The 15,759-nt window shown below is 64.0% G+C and carries 14 protein-coding genes and 2 pseudogenes; 3 read left to right on the forward strand and 13 right to left on the reverse strand.

The features are described from left to right. Entirely contained in the window at window positions 1-921 is a 921-nt protein-coding gene (locus CIT37_RS24055) for a dihydrodipicolinate synthase family protein (protein WP_161966470.1), read from the reverse strand. Between the two features lie 104 nt (window positions 922-1,025). Here CIT37_RS24055 and CIT37_RS24060 point away from each other — a divergent pair, with 104 nt between their 5' ends. Together CIT37_RS24060 and CIT37_RS24065 are read left to right on the forward strand one after the other, a co-directional pair. Beyond that, window positions 1,026-1,877 (forward strand): IclR family transcriptional regulator, encoded by an 852-nt coding sequence (locus CIT37_RS24060; protein ID WP_244611268.1) that lies wholly within the window; start codon window positions 1,026-1,028, stop codon window positions 1,875-1,877. A 132-nt stretch (window positions 1,878-2,009) separates the two neighbouring features. After that, window positions 2,010-2,741 (forward strand): DUF3750 domain-containing protein, encoded by a 732-nt coding sequence (locus CIT37_RS24065; protein ID WP_095425894.1) that lies wholly within the window; start codon window positions 2,010-2,012, stop codon window positions 2,739-2,741. A gap of 34 nt (window positions 2,742-2,775) precedes the next feature. Here the strand turns inward: CIT37_RS24065 and rnz are convergent, their stop codons facing one another. From rnz to CIT37_RS24085, 4 genes are read right to left on the reverse strand one after another with little or no spacing between them, the layout of a single operon-like run. Beyond that, a complete protein-coding gene (rnz, locus tag CIT37_RS24070; RefSeq protein WP_095425893.1) occupies window positions 2,776-3,681 on the reverse strand; it encodes a ribonuclease Z in 906 nt (301 codons plus the stop codon). A gap of 52 nt (window positions 3,682-3,733) precedes the next feature. Continuing rightward, complete coding sequence (locus CIT37_RS24075; protein WP_038946369.1) at window positions 3,734-4,717, reverse strand: antibiotic biosynthesis monooxygenase; 984 nt, start codon at window positions 4,715-4,717, stop codon at window positions 3,734-3,736. Between the two features lie 10 nt (window positions 4,718-4,727). Next, complete coding sequence (guaD, locus tag CIT37_RS24080; protein WP_028145190.1) at window positions 4,728-6,125, reverse strand: guanine deaminase; 1,398 nt, start codon at window positions 6,123-6,125, stop codon at window positions 4,728-4,730. 15 nt (window positions 6,126-6,140) lie between these two features. Further along, window positions 6,141-7,358 carry a multidrug effflux MFS transporter gene (locus tag CIT37_RS24085; protein ID WP_028145191.1) on the reverse strand — a complete coding sequence of 406 codons (1,218 nt, stop codon included), beginning with the start codon at window positions 7,356-7,358 and terminating at the stop codon, window positions 6,141-6,143. Between the two features lie 519 nt (window positions 7,359-7,877). Between CIT37_RS24085 and CIT37_RS24090 the strand changes: the two are divergent. Continuing rightward, window positions 7,878-8,384 (forward strand): annotated as a pseudogene (locus tag CIT37_RS24090) (amidase family protein); the annotation flags it as partial. On the opposite strand, the pseudogene CIT37_RS24095 reads toward CIT37_RS24090, so the two are convergent. From CIT37_RS24095 to CIT37_RS24130, 8 genes and pseudogenes are all read right to left on the reverse strand, one after another. Beyond that, a pseudogene (locus tag CIT37_RS24095) lies at window positions 8,352-8,975 on the reverse strand (helix-turn-helix transcriptional regulator); the annotation flags it as partial. The pseudogenes CIT37_RS24090 and CIT37_RS24095 overlap by 33 nt on opposite strands. A gap of 239 nt (window positions 8,976-9,214) precedes the next feature. Then, window positions 9,215-10,366, reverse strand: coding sequence for a LuxR C-terminal-related transcriptional regulator (locus CIT37_RS24100; protein WP_028145204.1), 1,152 nt, complete (start codon window positions 10,364-10,366; stop codon window positions 9,215-9,217). Window positions 10,367-10,669: 303 nt separating this feature from the next. Beyond that, window positions 10,670-11,170: a hypothetical protein gene (locus CIT37_RS24105; RefSeq protein ID WP_028145205.1), complete on the reverse strand. Its 501-nt coding sequence runs from the start codon at window positions 11,168-11,170 to the stop codon at window positions 10,670-10,672. A 90-nt stretch (window positions 11,171-11,260) separates the two neighbouring features. Beyond that, window positions 11,261-11,707, reverse strand: coding sequence for a MaoC family dehydratase (locus CIT37_RS24110; protein WP_028145206.1), 447 nt, complete (start codon window positions 11,705-11,707; stop codon window positions 11,261-11,263). Between the two features lie 387 nt (window positions 11,708-12,094). After that, window positions 12,095-12,517 carry a hypothetical protein gene (locus CIT37_RS24115; RefSeq protein ID WP_095425892.1) on the reverse strand — a complete coding sequence of 141 codons (423 nt, stop codon included), beginning with the start codon at window positions 12,515-12,517 and terminating at the stop codon, window positions 12,095-12,097. A gap of 12 nt (window positions 12,518-12,529) precedes the next feature. Further along, the gene (locus CIT37_RS24120) at window positions 12,530-12,751 is read right to left on the reverse strand and encodes a hypothetical protein (protein ID WP_018319783.1); all 222 of its coding nucleotides are present in this window, start codon (window positions 12,749-12,751) and stop codon (window positions 12,530-12,532) included. Window positions 12,752-12,893: 142 nt separating this feature from the next. Continuing rightward, window positions 12,894-13,712 carry a lytic murein transglycosylase gene (locus CIT37_RS24125; RefSeq protein WP_038946356.1) on the reverse strand — a complete coding sequence of 273 codons (819 nt, stop codon included), beginning with the start codon at window positions 13,710-13,712 and terminating at the stop codon, window positions 12,894-12,896. Between the two features lie 36 nt (window positions 13,713-13,748). Beyond that, a complete protein-coding gene (locus tag CIT37_RS24130) occupies window positions 13,749-15,602 on the reverse strand; it encodes a flavin-containing monooxygenase (RefSeq protein WP_095425891.1) in 1,854 nt (617 codons plus the stop codon). Window positions 15,603-15,759: the final 157 nt, after the last annotated feature.

Consider the following 15,759-nt stretch of genomic DNA (forward strand, 5'->3'; position numbering starts at 1 on the left):
CTACAAAGCGACTGCGAATGCCGCAGCATTCGCGAGCAGCTCTTTCACCTGCTCCGGCGGCAAGCACTCCAGCGGCGGTCGCAGGCTCTGCCATCCGGCATGACCGGTGCGCTCGGCCACCAGTGTCTTCAGCGAGGCCATCTGCGGGAAGCGCGAGACCAGCTCGCGCGCTTTCACGATGCGCGCCTGCGCCGTCTTGAGCGCCGCGTCGTCGTCGCTATCGCGAAAATGCTTGTAGACATAAGCAAGGTCCCGCGCGACCAGATTGGAGGTCGCCGTGATGCAGCCGGCGCCGCCCTTGCGCTGCAGCGGCAGCAGCAGTGGATCGGCTCCGACCAGGACCGAAAAGCCGGGGAAGCGCTCGACCATCGCGGTCATGTTCGCGAAGTCGCCGGAGGAATCCTTGATACCCACGAACGTTGCCGGATAAGCCGTTCGCAGCCGCTCGATCAGCGCATGCGAGATCGGCTGCGCCGACATCTGCGGGATGTGATAGAGCACGACCTTGAGCCTGGCATCGCCAATGCGCTGCACGATTTCGCTATAGGACGCGTAAACGCCATCGTCCGTGACACCCTTATAATAAAACGGCGGCAGCATCACGACGGTGTCGACGCCGACTGAAAGCGCGTGGCGCGTCAGGGCGATGGTCTCGCTGAACGCGGCAACGCCGGTGCCCGGCAAAAGTCGTTGCGGCGCGATGCCGGCGGCCACCACCGCCTCGAGCAGCGCCATGCGCTCGGCCGCGGAGAAGGAGTTCGCCTCGCCTGTCGTGCCGAGCAGCGCGATACCGTCGCAGCCCTCATCGAGGAGATAGCGGCAATGCGCGATGAAGCGCGCATGATCGGGGGCGAGCTCGGCGTCGAGCGGAGTCAGCGCGGCGGAGAACACGCCATGAGGGTGCAGTGATGGTGTCGACAAACTTCCTCCGATCGTCAAATCTGTTGTTCGGAATGCGAACATTTGTTATTGGCTTGCACCAGTCGTAAAATCAGCTTGCCGCCGCGTCAAGGGCGGTGGCTGTCATGGCAAGGCATTCGAGCATGGCCAAGGTCGAAAAGAAGGCCACGAAGCGCAAATCGGAATCGTCCCCGAAAAATCCCAAAAATCATGTCGCGTCCGTCGGCAAGGCCTTTGCCGTGCTCAAGAGCTTCAGCAGCGAAGCCTTTGAGCTCACCCTGAGTGAGATTGCCGCACGGGCGGATCTCGATCGCGGAACGGCGTTCCGGCTGATCCAGACCCTGACCGAACTCGGCTATCTGCAAGCCGTGCCGCAGAGCCGCCGGTTCCGCCTCGGCGTTGCCTGCCTCGACCTCGGCTACACCGTGCTGTCGCACGGATCGCTAAGGCCGATGGTCGAGCCGTTGCTGCGAGATCTCGTGCCCGATGTCGGCGATGCGGCTTCGCTCGGCATCCTCGACGGCGGTGACGTGGTCTATCTCGCGCGCGTCGGCGCGGGCCTCGACCGCCACAAGATGGATCGCCGGCCCGGCACGCGCATTCCCGCCTATAGCGCCGCGCTCGGTCATGTCATGCTGGCACATCTGGCGCGGGACGAGCAGATCGAGCGACTGGAATCGCGCCCTCGCGTCAAACTGTCGGAACGGACGCTGACCGATCTCGATGCCCTGCTCGCCCGGCTCGATCAGGTGAAAAAGAAAGGCCACGCCGTCTCCGACGGGGAGAACGCCTACGGCCTGCGCACGCTGGCAACGCCGATCTTCGACGCCCAGGGCCTCGTGATCGGGGGATTGAGCATCACGGTCGATGCCATGCGCATGGACATGCCGACGTTCCGTGACCAGGCGCTGCCGCGGCTGATGGAGCTGACCAGCCAGGTGCAGGATCTCGCGATCAAGTCGGGATTGACGAGCTGAGCGATCTCTTCGCGGATGTCCCGTGCGACCTCACAGCTGACGATCTGCATTCGAAGATCATTGTGAAAAAGCTTTCGCGACCTATATCCTCGAGGCTTCCTTCCGAAACCCGATCTCCCCTTGCGAAGAGCCGTGCTCATTTTCTTCCTGCTCCTGTTCGTGCCGATCGGCCTATCGGCCGCGCGGTACTATTGGCTTGGAGATGGCCGCGGCAATTGGCAGACGGCTGACCGTTCCAGCGCGGGCCTGCTGCCGCCGGCTTCTTCCCATCCCGACGCCCTGATCCGGGTTTATGCGGCCCGGACGGTCCGGTGGCGAAGCATCTTCGCCGTCCACACCTGGATCGTCGTCAAGGAAAAGGATGCGACCAGCTACAGCCGATACGACTACACCGCGTGGGGCGAACCGATCCGGAGCAATGGCTTCGCCCCCGATGGAAGGTGGTTCGGCGCCCTGCCGGAAACCGTCGTCGCCGTAGATGGGTCACGGGCCGAGCTCCTCATTCCCAGGATTCGGACTGTGATCGAGACCTACAAGTTTCGAACCTGCGGCGACTACAGCGCCTGGCCGGGACCGAATTCAAACACCTTCGTTCAAGCCGCGCTCGATGCCGTGCCGGAACTCCGCGCGGTTCTGCCGCCGACCGCGATCGGCAAGGATTATCCCTATTCCGGGGAATGGATTGGGCTGACCGCCTCGCGCACCGGCTTCTATGCCTCGCTCTTCGGCTATCTCGGCCTGACCCTCGGATGGGTTGAAGGCCTCGAGGTCAACTTCTTCGGCGCCGTGCTCGGCCTCGACATCCGCCGGCCCGCCGTCAAGCTGCCGGGCATCGGCCGCCTCGGTGTTGCCGCCGGTCTGTAGAGCCGGCCGAGACGGCGATGTCTCGTCGCGACGGCTAGATCACGACGTGATCGAAGTCGGCGGCAATCCGGCTGTTCGGAAAGATCCGCGCCGCCTCCGCGAAAATCTCTTCGTCCTCATAGCGTCCCGACATATGGGTCAGCACGAGCTGCTTCACATTGCTCGCCGCCGCAAACGACGCCGCTTCTGCCGCGGTGAGATGGCCGTAATCCCGCGCGGTTGGCGCGTCACGATCGAGGAACGTTGCCTCGATCACCAGCATGTCGGCGTCAACGACGTGTTGCGCCAGCCCCTCGGTGGTTTCGGTGTCGCCGATCACGACGAGTTTCCTGCCGCCGCTCCGCGGCCCCAGGACGTCTTCCGGATCGATCGTTTGATCGCCCTCGATTACGACTGCCCGGCCTGCGGCCAGCTCGCCGCGCAAGCGACCGTCGGGAACGCCAAGCGCCGCCAGCCGATCCGGCTGAAGGTGGCGGCGAGCGGGGCTTTGGAAGACGAATCCAAAACTGTCGGTGTCGCGATGGCGGACCGGAAAGCAGTCGATGGTGAAATCACCGGCGTCGACGAACCGTCCTGCGGCCAACGAGGCGAACTCCACTGGGAGCGGCGCCCTGCCCGCGCCCCACAAGCCGGCCAGCATCTGGATGACCGTATCAAGCGTCGATGGGCCACCATGAACCATCATCACCTCGGCGCTCTGCCGCAAACGCAGCGTCGAGAACAGGCCGGGGATGCCGAGCACATGATCGAGATGGGCATGCGTCAGTAGAATGCGGTCGAGCCGTCGAAAACCTGCGCCACTGCGCAGCAACTGACGCTGCGTGCCCTCGCCGCAATCGACCAGCATGCGCTGTCCGGCAGCCTCGATCAGCAGGGCCGGATGGTTGCGTTCCGCGGAGGGAACGCTCGCCGAGGTGCCGAGGAATGTCAGGGCAAACATGGTCGTCGATGTCCAGCGACCGCCCCTCTCCGCGACGGTACGGTGGACGGTCTCACCGTCCCCAATGCCACGCGAGCAACAACGCGTACAGCCCCATCGAAGCGGCGTAGAGCGCGGCAAGAAGTGCATAGCCCGCGATCTGGCGACTGATCGCCGCCTTCGGCGCGACCCACCAGTCGAGTGCCCTGAAGGCCGCGGGCACGAGCCACCAGCCGAGCAGCTGGGTGCTGACGAGATTGCCGACAAACAGCGACAGCCAGATCGGTACGCCATGGCTGTCGATCAGGGGCCGGCTGACGAAAGTGCCCCAGAGATAGACCACGGGGTAGAGCACCAGGAGGACGATGAGGTTGCTCTTCCAGATCATGGCCGGGCCCTGCTCGGGAGCCCCAGTCTTGCCGGCCGGGAACCAGAAATTGAAGCCGTAGCTCGCGCGCTTCACGTTCATGCCGGCGTTGAAGCGCTCGCCCTCTTTCAGCAGGGTCTGACGGACGGGTGAGCCAAGCCATGCATTGAGGTTGGCATCGCTGTCGAACGACAGGATGACGATCCATTCGTCGCGCAAGCCTGGAATCGGCCGCTCGATCTTGTGACGCAAAAATCCCTTGAACTCGGCCTCCGCGGCCTGGATGCGCTGCTGCCATTTCAGAAACGCGTCCTCGAGTCCATCCGGCACCTTGAAGGAGATGACGGCCGACACCGCGCTGTCACGCTGAACGCCGGTGTCGGGCAGGATGTGGACATCCTCCGAACCGACGAAGAAGCGCTGCACCTCAGCGATCAGCTTCGCCCGCACCTCGCTCTGGAGCCAGGCGCGCGCCGCGGCCGGACTGGCGAAACGCAAAATCGTCACCCAGTCGACATGCGCCGGCGGCTGCGGCGGCACCACCTCCTGCCCCAGGAAACCGGGCCAGGCCTTCAGCGCCTCGCCCACCTCGCCGTTCCACCGCGCGAACGCGGCAAAGCCCTCGTCAGCGATGCGGCGTTGGATGACGAGGGCGACCGGCTGGCCGGCCGTGTCAGGAGATGTGCTCATCGCGGCGGCTTCAGCCTTTTTTGTAGAGACGCTTGCCCATCACCCAGGTCTCGTCGACGCAGCGATCGTCGCCGACCATCATCACGGCGAACAGCATGCTCGCGGCCTCGTCCATCGTGCGCGGGCCGGCGCCCTCGGCGATCAGCGATTGGTGCCACGCTTGGGCGATCTGCCCGCCGTTCGGATCGAGCGCAACGAAATCGGCTTCTTTGCCGGGCTCGAAATTACCGAGCTTGTCGTCGATGTAGAGGCCCTCGGCACCGCCAAGCGTGATCGACCAGAAGCCGCGATAGGGCGAGAGCTTGTTGCGCTCGGCTTCCGCAAGGTCCTTCCGCGTGGGATCGATGCTGCCGTCGAGCAGCGTGTTGTTGCACATGCCGACCTTGTAGGCGTCGTCGAGCACGGAGATCATCGAGAAGCGGTTGCCGCCGCCGACATCGGTGCCGAACGACATCTTCACGCGATGCTCCGGATCGGTGGCGCGGCCGAGGCGGAACAGGCCGCTGCCGAGGAACAGGTTCGAGCACGGACAGAACACCACCGCCGCGCCCTTCTTCGACATGCGCCGGAATTCGTTGTTCGAGAGATAGACGCCATGGCCGCCTGAGAACTTCGGCCCGACGAGGTCGAACTTCTCGTAGACGCCGAGATAGTCCTCGCAGTCCGGATGCTCGACCAGCACGCCACTGCATTCAGCCGGGTTCTCGGAGATGTGGGTGTTGACCCAGCAGTCCGGATGCTCGTGCTTGAGGCGCTGGCACGCCTTGAGCAATTCCGGCGAGGCACCGAAGGCGAAGCGCGGCGTGATGGCGTAGAGGTTGCGGCCCTTGTTGTGATACTCTGCTATCAGCCGCTTGCTGTCGCGATAGAAATTCTCCGGGGTATCGATGAAGTCCGCCGGCGCGTTGCGATCGATGCCGGTGAGGCCCGCGATGACGCGCATGTTGCGGCGGGCCGCTTCCTCGAACAGTTCCTCGGTTGAAACAGGCGAGGAGCTCGTGAAGGCCTGGCAGGTGGTGGTGCCGGACGCGAGCAACGCGTCGAGGAAACGCTTGACGCCCTCCCGCGCGTAGTTGCGATCCCGGTATTTGAGCTCTTCCGGATAGACCCATTTCTGGAGCCACGGCAGCAGCTGCTCGCCATAGGCCCCGAGCACGCGGGTCTGCGGCAGATGGATGTGGCCGTCGATGAAGCCCGGAACGATGATGCGGTCCTTGATGTGGGTGATCTCAACGCCGGGATGGGCGGCGGCGATCGTCTCGTAGGGTCCGAACGCCTTGATGACGCCATCGGTGACGATCATGAGACCGTCCTGGTGAAAGCGCGCGGCGGCTTGCTCGTTGCCGACATGCTTCCAGGGATCGTCGACGAAGTCGAAGAACGTGCCGCGAATACCGACCGTGGTCATGATTGGGTCCCTTCCTTAAGACTGTGTGGCTTGGCGCACTGACGGCAGCGACATCGCGAGCAGCGTGCCCGCGATGGCGCAGAGGCCGAGATAGAGCCATCCGATCGGCGCCTGCGTTGCCTCAGGCAACACCGCCGCGATCGCCATGGCGCCGCTCACGGCGAGATAGCAGAGCGCGCTGATCAGACCGCCGATCAGGCCGTGGTCGCGCTCGAACAGGCCGAGCGCCATGCCGTACATCATCGGGCACAGCACGCCGCAGCCGCCGAGCACCAGCGCACCGCCGATCGTGATCGACGCGAAATCGAGACCGACGACCATGCCTGTTACGGTCAGCACGGCGGAGCCGGCGAGAAACAGCGCGAAGGCACCGAAGCCCAGCAGGCGCGCCGGCATGAAGCGCGCAAAATGCGCGCAGCCGAGCTCGCCGGCGAGATTGACCCCGCCGAGGCCGAGCGCGACGAGGCCGTAGATCGCCGCCGAGTAACCGAGGCCGGTCTGGTAGAAGAACGGCGCGACGACGCCGAACGCCAGCTGCGCGCTCGCCGCCGCGGCGAAGACCAGCACGAAAGCCAAAAAGCCTGGACGGACCAGCGCCTCGCGCAAGATACCCGCCGTGCGGCGCGGATCGAACGGCGCGCGCCGCTCCGACGGCAATGTCTCGGGCAGAAGAAAAACGACGATCGCAGCGACGATGGCCGCGGCAATCGCAATGATGACGAAGACACCGCGCCAGGACGTCAGCTCGACGATGAAGCCGCCGGCCGCGGGCGCGAGCACCGGCGCCAGCCCCCAGGCCGCGCCAAGCAGGCCGGAGATCGCGGTGAGCTCACGGCCGCGATAGCAATCGGCCGCAACCGCATAGGCCACGACGAGGCAAGTGCAACCGCCGATCCCTTGCAGGAAGCGCAAGCCCAGCAGCAGCGAGGCGCTGGTGGCGAGCGCGCAGGCGATGCTCATCGCGATCAGCATCGACAGGCCTGCGAGCAGGACGTTGCGGCGGCCCAGCGTGTCGGAGGCGATGCCGACCGGCACCAGCGCCAGACTCATGCCGAGCATGTAGGCGGTGACGGTGTTCTGCATCGAGGCGGGATCGGCGGCGAGATCCACCACCATCTGCGGCAGGCCGGGCGTATAGGCATCGAGCGGAATCTGGCTGAACGGCACGACGCACAGCAGGATCGGCACGATCCCGCGCTTCGCGCAACCGGCGTCCGAAGCAAGTGCGGTCATGAGCAACGCCCCCTTGATCTCCGCGGGCCCCGTCTTTTCGTGCGCGCAGTGAGACGCGACGATGCAGGTTGCGGGAACTTTGACGCGCGGGAGCGTGCCAGAACTGTGTGTAAGAATTCTTAGGAGCGCCCGTATCGATACGGCCTTTGATGATGCTCTGGCCGGGGGACGCCCAAACAAAAAACGCGAAAACAACCCCATGCAAAGTACAAATCATTGAAGAATTTCGCGCCGCACTCCGCCAAGGCCTGCCCGCGCGGACGTTTGACACGTCGGGCAAAGCAGGCGCTGACTCGCCTGATGGCCGATTGTGGATCCCGCCAGCGCGCCGGTCCGTTAACGGGGCGGAAGGCATAGCTGCTTCGAAGCCCGGGCCTCCGCACCGGTGCCCCCGGCAAGCAGATCTGGTGCCCGTTGCGCCGCCTCCTCATCCCCCTTTCAAAATCGCATGTTCGGTGCCCCGAGCGATCTGCAGCGGGGATAGTGTAGATGCCGCGATGAGAGACATTGGAGTTCGTGATGACCGCAGATGCTGCTGACCTGAACTACGGCTCGATCAGAGCACTGGCGAGCGCCCTGCACGCGCGCAAGATATCTGCCTCGGAATTGCTCGAACACACGATCGCGCGCATCGAGGCACTGGACGGGCGGATCAACGCGGTCATCGTGCGCGATTTCGACCGCGCGAGAGCGGCCGCGCGCACCGCCGATGCCGCGCTTGGACGCGGCGAGCAACGGCCATTGCTCGGCATCCCCGTGACCTTGAAAGAACCCTTCAACGTCGCGGGCCTGCCGACGAATTGGGGCTTTCCGCATTTCAGGGATTTCCAGCCGGCAGAGGATGCCCTCGTCGTCTCGCGGTTGAAGGCGGCCGGCGCCATCGTCATCGGCAAGACCAACATTCCGATCGGGCTCAGGGATTTCCAGAGCTACAACGAGATCTACGGGACGACCAACAACCCCTGGGACCTCGGCCGGTCGCCCGGCGGTTCCTCGTCCGGCCAGCTCCCGCGCTTCTCCGGTGGCACCGAGGACGAGCGCCAGCAGATCGTGCAGATGCCCGACCCCGAGCTGCCGCAGCACGGGCGTCGCGAACGCCTTCTCCCGCACCAGCGTCACCGCGTAGTCGACCAGCAGCCTAAGTCCGGCGGAGCTTTCAGGCATGATGCGCATCACGGCATCGTCGACGTCCACGATCATTGGCGCCAGCACGCGCCTCGGCACGCGCAGCGAGAAGCAGCTTCCCAGCAACAGCCGCTCGAACGTCGTGACGTCCTCCGCGCTCGTCAGCACCGCCTCTCCTGCATGAAGCCTCAGATCGTGTCCCCGCTCGGATATGCCGAGAACGCCGGACCTGTTCACGATCAGGGCGAGGCTGTCGTCGCCATCGGCCACCAGTTGCTTGGTGCGAATGACCCGCGCTCCGCACAGCCCCCCGATCAACAACTGGGCTTCCGGCAGGACATGAGAGGTGAAGCTCGCCGCGGCCGGCTTTCCATCCCTTGCCTCGACCTCCGCCTTCAGCACCCCGCGGCAATAGAAATCGCGAAGCAACGGGATGCGCTCGTTTTCGGGAATTTCGTTCGTTGAAACATTGAGAACGGAAAAATCAACCATGCTGCTCACTGCAATCTCTCCAGCCGACGAGCAGACCCGGCCACGCGCTGTCGTTTCCTCCACACGCGCGTTCGATGCCGTTGTGGCAAGCTTCGCGGCGCTCGCTGCTCTTCAATTATCAGAAGCGCGATATACGAAAGTCTCGAATGAATCGCGTCCTGCATTCGGATGACCCGCGAGCGCCGATCATCACAATGGATTGAGAACGCGGCACGTAACATCGAGGCATGTGAAATGAATCACGCGGCGCCGTCATCGCCGCTCGTTCGCCGCGCGAACGGCACGGCAAAGCCGGCGGCGATCTTCACCAGATCAGCCTGCCTGCCGGCGCCCGTCTTCTCGAACAGGCGACCGAGATGCGTCTTCACCGTCGTCTCGGCGACGCCGAGTTTTGCGGCGATGTCGGGAACACCGCCGGTCTCGATGATCGCCATCAGCACGCGCAATTCAGACGGCGTCAGCCTGAAGGCTGCTGCGATCGCGTCGGCTGCGAGCAGCGGCAGCATGGAAGCTCTTTGAACGAAGAGCATCGTGGCTGCAATGTCCCGCGGCAGGCTGCGATCCCGCTTCAGCGGAAAAGCATGGAGCAGATAATGCTGCCCATCGGCCGACGTCGCAAGTTCGATCTGACGACGAGCGGCAGAATGTGTGCCTTCATCGAATTCGCACAGGCTGCGGAATATTTTATCGGTCTGGGTGTTGCGGGCCACGATCCGGTCACCGACGATCGCAAGCAGATTGGCATCGGCGAACAACTGGCGGCATGCCGCGTTGGCATGAACGACGCGGCCGTCCGCATCGAGCAGGCAGATCGCCGTGTTCAATCCGTCGAGGACGTCGGCAAGGTCGTCCACCGTATGCGAGCGCGCCCTGATCTGCCGGCCCATGATCTGCGACCGATGGATGTGCGGAGCGAGCAGCCGCATGCGCTCGCGCATCGCATCGTCGACGGTTCCACGGGAGCGGTGGCGCAACACCTGCAGGATCGTGGTGCGCGCGGCCGTCTTCTCGAGCGCGACGGTCGCGAGGTCTATCGCCCCCTGCGGTTCCACCCACTCGCGATGGAAGCTCGTCTCGAGAAAATCAGCATGGGACATGATGTCGGTCACGCCGATCGTCTGTTCGGACGCGAGGGTGAGGTGACGGTCGAGCAGAGGATCGAGCTCCACATACCGGTCGCGATAAAGCTGGCGGAAGCGGGCGTCGGTTCCAAAATGCTGCTGAATCTCGATCGTAAGCCGTGCTGAATCCCTGGACAGGATCATCGCGGCGCAACCACCGACGAACTGCGAAACCTGTTCCAGCGCGCCGCTGCGCAAGGCGGGGTCAACCGCCGCGTCGTAAATCTCGCCGATGAGAGACGAGAACCGGTTTGCCTGATGGGTCGTCATCGGACGGACGACGCGATCTGCGTGCGGCCCGTCCGAGACGGAGAGCTCGCGATCCGGGAACTGACGGAGAAGACGGGCCGGTCAATTGCCGCCTTCGACGAGGAAAAAACGTTGCAGCCAGATGCTGGAATATCGAACATCGTCCTTGCGTAACGTCAACCGCAGGGTGCGGCTTGGACTGTTTCGCCAAAGACTAGGATAAATGCGAACAGCGCGCGGACTGTGTGCGATGAGTCACGCGCCGGTTCGCTGCCGCCCGCTTCGTTGCCACGTCCTGCCCGCTTCACGGCCGGCAGCGGCAACCTATTTCCGATTCTCCTCGCAGAACTTCAACGCGGCCAGCGCTTCGCCGGCACGCGGTACCTGCATCTCGATACTGTCGTCGTCATCGTCCTCGAAATCGAGCGTCAGGCGTCTCGCCTTCGACAGGCGGTCCATCATCGACTGGTCGTACTCGAAGATGCCGCGCACGGTGGTCTTGTCCATGACCTCCCACTTCGCCTTCTTCATGATGTCCGCATCGTCAGTGCCGACATCGGCCCGAAGGATCTCGCCGACCTTCTCCCATTCCCAGCCATCATAGATCATCACGATCACGATCGCCTTCTCGGAATAGGTGATCACGATGACGTAGTCGCGGTTCTCGTCCTCCTTGTCCTTGTAGCCACGGCTCGCATTGCAATGCGTGTCCTGCGTGCGCTTTTCGATGGTCCAGTCGCCGACCTTGGATTGTTGCGCAAGCGCCGGTCCGGCGCTTAAGGCGCCCGTCGCGATCAGCAAAGCGGCAAGAAGGAATCGTTTCATGTCAGCCTCCAGCGCGTTCCCCGGGCCGAGATGACCACCTCCGCGGGAGGGCCGCAAGGGCTTACCCCGGCAGAACGGCGGCGCCCGTGCCTATCCCCGCCGCGGCACGATCGCGATGGGAGTGAAGGTGTAAACCTCCTCGCCGCTCTGGTTGAACATGGTCCATTTCACCAGCGCGATACCCTGCGGCTTCGACTTCGAGGGCGTCAGGCTCATCACCTCCCCAACCAGATGCAGGCGGTCATTGGGCCGTACCGGCATCGTCCAGCGCAGGCCGTCGACGCCGGCGCCGATCAGCGGATGCGGGCCGAACGGGCGTGTCTGGATCGCGAGATTCATGGCTATCGCCGCGGTGTGCCATCCCGATGCCGCCAGGCCCTTGAACAGGGTCGCCTTGGCCGCCTCGTGGTCGAGATGCATCGGCTGCGGATCGAACTCGGCCGCGAAGCGCTTGATGTCGGCCTCGGTGACCTCGACCTCGGGGGACCTGAACCGCATTCCGATCGCCAGATCGTCGAACCATTCGACCTGCGCCATGATTTTGCCTCGCAATGTCGTGCGCCGCCTTCGAAGAGACGGCCAAAGGGCTCCAGCAATGGCGGGACCGCAGCGCACAAAACCAGCCCCGAGGTTCCCCGCGAAACCCCTTTCCCGAGGCGACGAAACACCGCTGAAACAGATGGCCGCTTAAGTCGTTGTCAAAATAAATACAGGGACGGCTACCATGCAATTCCTTCTCGACCTGATCTACGACTATTCCTGCTGCCGCAACCTCGTTGCCCATTCAATACGGGAGGACGAGCTATGATCGAGCTGATCTCGGGCCTGCTCGCCCTTTGCAGCGCCGGTGTCTTTGCGGCGCACGCGCTGGACGCCTACCGCACCACACATCACTAATCACTGACCGCTTCACCGTTTCAGCCGCTAAAAAGGCCGCCGGTAGAAGTGCTCCGAATGCGTTGCCGGCGGAAACCGGTTGGCAAGAGCGAGCGCGCCTGTCTCGTCGGTCTCGAGCGCGATCTTCTGCGCCAGCATGACGTCGCCCGGCACCAGGAAGCCTGACGGGACGAAGCACCATCCCATCGTGGCGCGGCCTTCGCCGTCAATTTCATGGACATTGGCGGCGGTGCCGTAGTGAATGCGATAGGTCTTGCCGGTGTCGCATCCAATGACGTCGAAATACCGGTGCTCTTCGAATTGGGCGCGCTGTGCGGGCGAGAGCCAATCGAAGAGCAGCCGGCGACCACGGGCATCCGGCGTGTTCTCGCCGAAGAAGCGCCGATACAGTTCACGCAGCGCATGCAGACGCGCACGCGCCGGCGCGCGGAGCCAAACCGCCGTAATCATGAGCAGCTCAGATCAACCGCCGACCAGGCGGGGATAGAACAGCGTTTCCTGCGCGGTCGGGTCGAACGATCTGATACGAGTGACTTCGCCGGGTCCGTTGCGAAGGGCCGCGGTGAAGCCGGCTCCAGTCAGCTCCCGAAAGCGCCGTTCGGCTCGCGCCAGCGCTTCGGCATTGCCAGGATCAAACTCGTGGCGCGTATCGCCAGTCTGGTCCATCACGATCTGGGTTGCCATGTTGAGTCTCCTCATGCCCAGCCCTGAATCTGATCAAAGCAAACCTCGTGCCCTCGGTTCCTGATGGCAACAACTTTCTCATGTCGGCGCATCACGCCTTGCTGAGCAGGAGCGTTTTTCGAGCGAAGTGGACGGGTTTTCGTCAGCGCGAGGCCGCCGCTCCGCCGCCCTCGTCGATCTGCCGGCCCATCAGCGCGATCGCCTTCTGATAAACGCCGGCCGCATTCCAGGCCTCGATGGCGACGAAATTCGGCTCGCCCGGCTGGTAACCGGCTCCTGCTTTCCAGCCATGACCTTTAAGGAAATTCGCGGTCGAGTTCAGCGCGTTGGCGGCCACCTCGAGGTTGCCGGTGCCATAGGCCAGGATGTTCTTGGGCATGAACTGGGTCTGGCCGACCTCGCCATGCATGGAGCCGCGGGTCGCCCCCGACAGCGTGCCGCGGTCGACCAGCTTCAAGGCCGCGTAGAGCTGGTCGGTGAAGAATTCAGGACGGCGGCAGTCATAGGCCAGGGTTGCGATCGACGACAGCATGTTCTGGTTGCCGCGCTGGCTGCCGAAACCGGTCTCCATGCCCCAAATCGCGATCAGCGGGCCGGGCGGGACGCCATAGCGCTGCTGGATGGAGGCGAACAAGGCAGCCTGCGACTGCTTGAGCTGGCGCCCCTTGGCGACGATAGTGGTGGCGCCGCGCTTGGCGAGAAACTGGTCGAGCGTCAGCGAAAAGCTGCGCTGGCCGCGGTCGGCCGCGATGGTGGCACTGGCGTAGTTGGTCTGCATCAGCGCCGAGAGCGCGGTCTGGCCGATGCCCTTGCCCTGCGCCTCTGCGCTGAACTCTCGTTTCCAGGCCTCAAAACCCGCCGGCGAGCTGCCGCATTGCGCGGCCGCGGCGGCGGACGCCAGGCACCCGAGCAGCGCCATCGCACCAACAACCGCTCCCGCAACAGCCCTGCCCGTGGTCATACCCAATCTCCCGTCCTGTAACCGATCGGCGCAACCTTACCCGGAGGAACGCGCCGACTCCATGGCCTGATCATAGGACAATTCGAGGCCGTCCAGATTGCCTTCCTTCCGCCATTTGTCGAGCAGCCGCAGGAAGGCCACCGGCCCGCGCCAATATTGGCTGTTTCTTGCCGCGATCGGATCGAACACGCCCTCGTTGTTGTAGTAACCGGGCGTGCATTCGGCGAGATAGGTCTGGCGGCCGAGCGCGGCCTTGACGACCTCCTCGACCCAGGCGTTTTCCGCGGCCAGCGTCGGCTCCAGCGTTCGGGCTTTGCGCTTGCGCGCTTCGGCGATCACATAGGCGATGTGCTGTGACTGCTCGTCGATGATGTGGGGGAAGTTAGCGCTCTGGCCGGCCTGCACCGTGACGATCAGGAAGCAGTTCGGAAAGCCGCGGCTGTAGAACCCATGCATCGTCTTGACGCCGCCCTGCCAGCGCTCGGTCAGGCTCATGCCGTCGCGGCCGTAGACCTCGAAGCCCATGCGGCGGGCATAGTCGGTGCCGACCTCGAAGCCGCTGGCATAGATCAGGCAGTCGAGCTCGTAAGCCTTGCCGCCGGCCATGACGGCGTTCTCGGTGATGCGATCGACACCCTGCCCTTTGGTGTCGACGAGATGCACGTTGGGACGATTGAAGACATCGAGATATTCGTCGTGGAAGCACGGCCGCTTGCAGAACGCCTTGTACCACGGCTTGAGCGCGTCCGCGGTCGCCGTGTCCTTGACCACCGCATCGACGCGGGCGCGGATCTCCTCCATCTTGCGGTAGTCGGCCTGCTCGATGACCTTCAGTGCCTCTTCCATCGAGGTCACCGGCTGCGGCTGACGACGCGGCGCCAGCAGGATCTCGCCGAGCAGGCCGGTCCAGCCGTCCTGCACCAGGTCCCGTTCGACCGGCTCGCCGGAGATCACGGCAGTGAAATTGTCCATGCGCTCGCGCTGCCAGCCGGGCTTGAGGCTCTGCGCCCAGTCTTGATCCGTCGACCGGTCGTCACGCACGCCAATCGCTGACGGCGTGCGCTGGAAGACATAGAGCTCCTTCGCAGCGCGGCCGAGATGCGGCACGCATTGCACGGCGGTGGCGCCGGTGCCGATGATTCCGACGCGCTTGTCGGCAAGTCCGGTCAGTCCACCATCCGCATTGCCGCCGGTATAGCCGTAATCCCAACGACTGGTATGGAAGCTGTGACCTTTGAAGGTCTCGATGCCTGGAATGCCCGGCAGCTTCGGTCTGCTGAGCGGACCTCCGGCGAGAATGACGAAGCGTGCACGGATGCGATCGCCCCGATCGGTCTCGACCAGCCATCGCGCCTCCTGCTCCTGCCATGCCATCCGCGAGATGACGGTCTGAAACAGCGCGCGATCGTAGAGATCGAAATGGCGGCCGATGCGGCGGGAGTGCTCGTAGATCTCCGGGGCGCGCGCATATTTGCGCACCGGCATGTAGCCGGTCTCTTCCAGCAGCGGCAGGTAGATGTAGCTCTCGGTATCGCAGGCCGCGCCGGGATAGCGATTCCAGTACCAGGTGCCGCCGAAGTCCGCAGCCTTTTCCACGATACGGAAATCATCGATGCCGGCCTCGCGCAGACGCGCGGCACAGAGAAGCCCGCCAAAGCCGCCACCGACGACGAGCACTTCAGTCTCTTCACTGACAGGTGCGCGCGCAAATCCGGGATCGGCCCAGGGGTCGTCGAGGTAGCGGCCGAATTCCCCTGTTACCTCGACATACTGAGCCTTGCCCTCGGCACGCAAACGGCGGTCGCGCTCGTCACGGTAGCGCGCGCGGAGGGCTGCAATATCAACGGTAGGTTCGCCGGCTGCACCGGTCTTGTGTCTTTCCGCTGACATGCATTTCCTCCACGGAGAACGCTGCTTCGCCGGCAGCTCGGATCAGTTAGCCCTGAAAAAGTGACGCATGCAATCGCGTCCAATGTTTTTTGCGTGAACGCCGCGTGACGTTCCGCTAACCTCGCGCACAAATCACAAGCGCAACGCCACGCAACGA

Source organism: Bradyrhizobium ottawaense, from assembly GCF_002278135.3.
Taxonomy (GTDB): Bacteria; Pseudomonadota; Alphaproteobacteria; order Rhizobiales; family Xanthobacteraceae; genus Bradyrhizobium; species Bradyrhizobium ottawaense.

Coding starts and splice junctions, on each gene's coding strand:
- CIT37_RS24105 (WP_028145205.1), bottom strand. CDS start 11,170: ATGAAACGATTCCTTCTTGCCGCTTTGCTGATCGCGACGGGCGCCTTA.
- CIT37_RS24085 (WP_028145191.1), bottom strand. CDS start 7,358: ATGACCGCACTTGCTTCGGACGCCGGTTGCGCGAAGCGCGGGATCGTG.
- CIT37_RS24130 (WP_095425891.1), bottom strand. CDS start 15,602: ATGTCAGCGGAAAGACACAAGACCGGTGCAGCCGGCGAACCTACCGTT.
- rnz (WP_095425893.1), bottom strand. CDS start 3,681: ATGTTTGCCCTGACATTCCTCGGCACCTCGGCGAGCGTTCCCTCCGCG.
- CIT37_RS24125 (WP_038946356.1), bottom strand. CDS start 13,712: ATGACCACGGGCAGGGCTGTTGCGGGAGCGGTTGTTGGTGCGATGGCG.
- CIT37_RS24110 (WP_028145206.1), bottom strand. CDS start 11,707: ATGGCGCAGGTCGAATGGTTCGACGATCTGGCGATCGGAATGCGGTTC.
- CIT37_RS24075 (WP_038946369.1), bottom strand. CDS start 4,717: ATGAGCACATCTCCTGACACGGCCGGCCAGCCGGTCGCCCTCGTCATC.
- CIT37_RS24120 (WP_018319783.1), bottom strand. CDS start 12,751: ATGGCAACCCAGATCGTGATGGACCAGACTGGCGATACGCGCCACGAG.
- CIT37_RS24060 (WP_244611268.1), top strand. CDS start 1,026: ATGGCAAGGCATTCGAGCATGGCCAAGGTCGAAAAGAAGGCCACGAAG.
- guaD (WP_028145190.1), bottom strand. CDS start 6,125: ATGACCACGGTCGGTATTCGCGGCACGTTCTTCGACTTCGTCGACGAT.
- CIT37_RS24115 (WP_095425892.1), bottom strand. CDS start 12,517: ATGATTACGGCGGTTTGGCTCCGCGCGCCGGCGCGTGCGCGTCTGCAT.
- CIT37_RS24100 (WP_028145204.1), bottom strand. CDS start 10,366: ATGACGACCCATCAGGCAAACCGGTTCTCGTCTCTCATCGGCGAGATT.